This is a genomic window from Micromonospora sp. NPDC047467 (genome assembly GCF_040643095.1).
In the GTDB taxonomy this organism is placed as follows: Bacteria; Actinomycetota; Actinomycetes; order Mycobacteriales; family Micromonosporaceae; genus Micromonospora.
This window is the reverse complement of record NZ_JBEYTO010000027.1, coordinates 1-2,442: the sequence shown is the minus strand read 5'-3', so window position 1 is coordinate 2,442 and position 2,442 is coordinate 1. Positions and strand designations below refer to the sequence as shown.

The 2,442-nt window shown below is 72.2% G+C and carries 4 protein-coding genes; all 4 read right to left on the bottom strand.

Translation table 11 applies throughout. The features are described from left to right. Nucleotides 1-29: 29 nt before the first annotated feature. Genes ABZ780_RS31625 through ABZ780_RS31610 form a run of 4 tightly spaced genes read right to left on the bottom strand, consistent with a single transcriptional unit; the run spans nucleotide 30 to nucleotide 2,251 of the window. Nucleotides 30-731: a hypothetical protein gene (locus ABZ780_RS31625; protein ID WP_357488414.1), complete on the bottom strand. Its 702-nt coding sequence runs from the start codon at nucleotides 729-731 to the stop codon at nucleotides 30-32. Continuing rightward, a complete protein-coding gene (locus ABZ780_RS31620) occupies nucleotides 728-1,081 on the bottom strand; it encodes a hypothetical protein (RefSeq protein ID WP_357488412.1) in 354 nt (117 codons plus the stop codon). The genes ABZ780_RS31625 and ABZ780_RS31620 overlap by 4 nt, the downstream gene beginning before the upstream one ends. Nucleotides 1,082-1,093: 12 nt before the next feature. Continuing rightward, a complete protein-coding gene (locus tag ABZ780_RS31615; protein WP_357488410.1) occupies nucleotides 1,094-1,285 on the bottom strand; it encodes a hypothetical protein in 192 nt (63 codons plus the stop codon). A 15-nt stretch (nucleotides 1,286-1,300) separates the two neighbouring features. After that, the gene (locus tag ABZ780_RS31610; RefSeq protein ID WP_357488408.1) at nucleotides 1,301-2,251 is read right to left on the bottom strand and encodes a peptidoglycan recognition family protein; all 951 of its coding nucleotides are present in this window, start codon (nucleotides 2,249-2,251) and stop codon (nucleotides 1,301-1,303) included. Nucleotides 2,252-2,442 lie beyond the last annotated feature (191 nt).

Genomic DNA, 2,442 nt, shown 5'->3' with positions numbered 1-2,442 from the left:
CATCCCACATGGGGAGAGCGGGGCCGTGGTCATGGGTACTGGCGGCGGTATGGGTCGAGACCCAGCGCCTGCGGGCCGTCGCTGTTGTTGCCGGGCTGGTTGGGTGGCGGCGCGCCATCCTTGCGGCAGACGAGCGCGTCCGGATCCCACGCCGGGGCTTGGGGGCTGTACCCGTCGGGGCAGGCGGGGGCGTCGCGTCCGTCCTTGCCGTCCTTCCCGTCCCGCCCGTCCTTGCCTGCGGGGCCTTCCGGTCCGGCTGGTCCCTGCTCGCCGCGGATCCCCTGCTCGCCTTGCGGGCCTGCCGGTCCAGCCGCGCCTGCGGCCCCGGGCTCGCCCGTAGCGCCGGGGGTGCCCGGGGTGCCGTCCTGTCCGTCGCTGCCAGCCGTACCGTTCCTGCCCGGCTTGCCTGACGGGCCGGGAGACCCCGATGGGCCGGGCGGTCCGGCCGGGCCCGGTTCGCCCTGCGGCCCGCGGGGTCCGGTCACGCTCTCTCCGGGTTGGCCACGGGACCCTGGCGGCCCGGCGATCGGGGTGTGCCCCAGATGCTGCACCTGCTGGGCGAGCGCGTCGCGGGCGCTGTTGGCGGTGCGAAGGTCCACCGACAAGGTCACGACCTGCACGGCGAGCCAGCCCATGAACGCGGCGAACAGCAGGGCGGTGGCCGCGATCAGGGCCTCGGCGCGCGGCACCCGCCTGCGGCGGAGGTGGGGCTTTCTCCGGGCTGTGCTCATGCGGACACCACCGCCCATACGGCGATCGCTGCGGACAACAGGGCAAGCAGTACGGGGATGACGGCCTGGTAGAGGCGCTTCTGCCGCTCCTGTTCACGCCGGTCCCGTTCGGCAAGCTGGTACTGCTCGAAGTGGTCCTCGAGCTGGTCTCGTTCGGTGCGCACTTGCTGAATGTCCGCCTGGAGTTGGGCCAGCCGCTGGTCGACGTGCGTGGTCTGGATCGTGTAGACGTCCAGTGACACGACCTTGTCGAGGCGGCTGTTCAGCTCCGCGAACCGTGTGGAGATCAGTAGTTGTAGGGCTCCGATCTGCCGGCCGAGTTCGCCATTGGACAGCTGCTCGTCGGCCATCGGTTACTCCGCTCAGGCGTCGGTCGGCGGGGTCGCCTGTCGGTTGGGCACGGCCCAGGTCACGCCGAGCGCGCCGAGCACCGCCAGGGCGATCGTGAGGCCTTCGGCGGCGGTGACCGTGCCGTCCTGCACTGCGGTGGCCGCAGCGGCAGCGCCCGCTGCAGCGCCCGACACGACCGCCTTCCACACCTTGGAGATCTTCATGGGGTTCCTTCCGGGTTAGGCGGTGACGGTGAACCCGTGCTTGGCAGCGAGGCGGCTGAGGGAGTCCTTGCCGGGGATGCCGTCGGCGGGCTCGCCGGGCTTGCGGCCGCGGTACCCGCACCGCTCCTGCCAGCCGCTCATGGCGTCCTTGGTGGCCGTGCCGTAGTGGCCGTCCAGATAGACCTTGGCGAGCAGGCCCTCGTCGACGAGCGCGGCCTCCACGGTGCGCACCCCGGCGTAGGTGACGGGCGTGCCCTTCGCGGCCGGGTTCGACCGGGCAGCGGCGATCAGCTTGGACAGGGACACGGTCGGCCGGGTCGGCGTGGGCAGCGGGGCCGGCGCGGGGACGGGCGCGGGCGCGGCCTTGGTCCCCGCGAGCCGCGTGGTGACGCGGTCGAGGACCTGCTCCCAGTCCATGCCGGGTCCGCGTGGGTCGACCTTGCCGGGCTGCCAGTCCAGGTGCCGCAGCGCCGACCGGGCGCCCCATCCGTGCTGCCGGCAGAGCGCAGCGATGACGCGGACGATGGCCTCGATCTGTTCCTCGGGCCAGGGGTCGCGGCCGTCGCCGAGGTTCTCGCACTCGAAACCGTAGAAGGCCCGGTTGCCGTCGACGGTGGCCTCGTCGTCGACGGGCGGCCGCCGCTCTGCGATGACCGCGGACAAGACGTCCGGGTCTCCCAACCCTGCATGGTTGGCGCGGCCCCAGCCGACCACGTGCACGCGCCCGTCCTTGGCAATCATGCCGTGACAGAGCGGGCCGGGCAGTCCTGCGTACCCGTCGCGCACGATCTTCACCGTGTTCGCCGTGCCCTTGGTGACGGTGTGGTGGATCATCACCCCGTGCACCGGACCCCACGGTCCCTTCGCGTTGCGGTTGTGGTTCTTCCAGTCGCCGACCTCGACGACGGTCACGCCCTCGGCTCTGAGGGCGGCGAGGAACTCAGCAGCAGTAAGTGGCGTGGCCACGGGCGCCTCCAGGGCATAGAGAAAGCCCCGGCCGGATACGGCGGGGCTCGGTAGCGGGCCGGGCTCAGAGGAAGGCAAGGAAGGCAGCCTTCCTTGCGGCGGAGGGATCGGGACCCGGCCCCGTGCCGCCCAGGGTGTTGCAGTTGTCGAACTCGGCGTAGTCCGCGGTCCCGCTGTCGCGGCGGGATTGC

What these genes read in the sequence shown, in the direction of transcription:
- ABZ780_RS31625 (WP_357488414.1), bottom strand. Translation starts at nt 731, where the DNA reads ATGAGCACAGCCCGGAGAAAGCCCCACCTCCGCCGCAGGCGGGTGCCG.
- ABZ780_RS31620 (WP_357488412.1), bottom strand. Translation starts at nt 1,081, where the DNA reads ATGGCCGACGAGCAGCTGTCCAATGGCGAACTCGGCCGGCAGATCGGA.
- ABZ780_RS31615 (WP_357488410.1), bottom strand. Translation starts at nt 1,285, where the DNA reads ATGAAGATCTCCAAGGTGTGGAAGGCGGTCGTGTCGGGCGCTGCAGCG.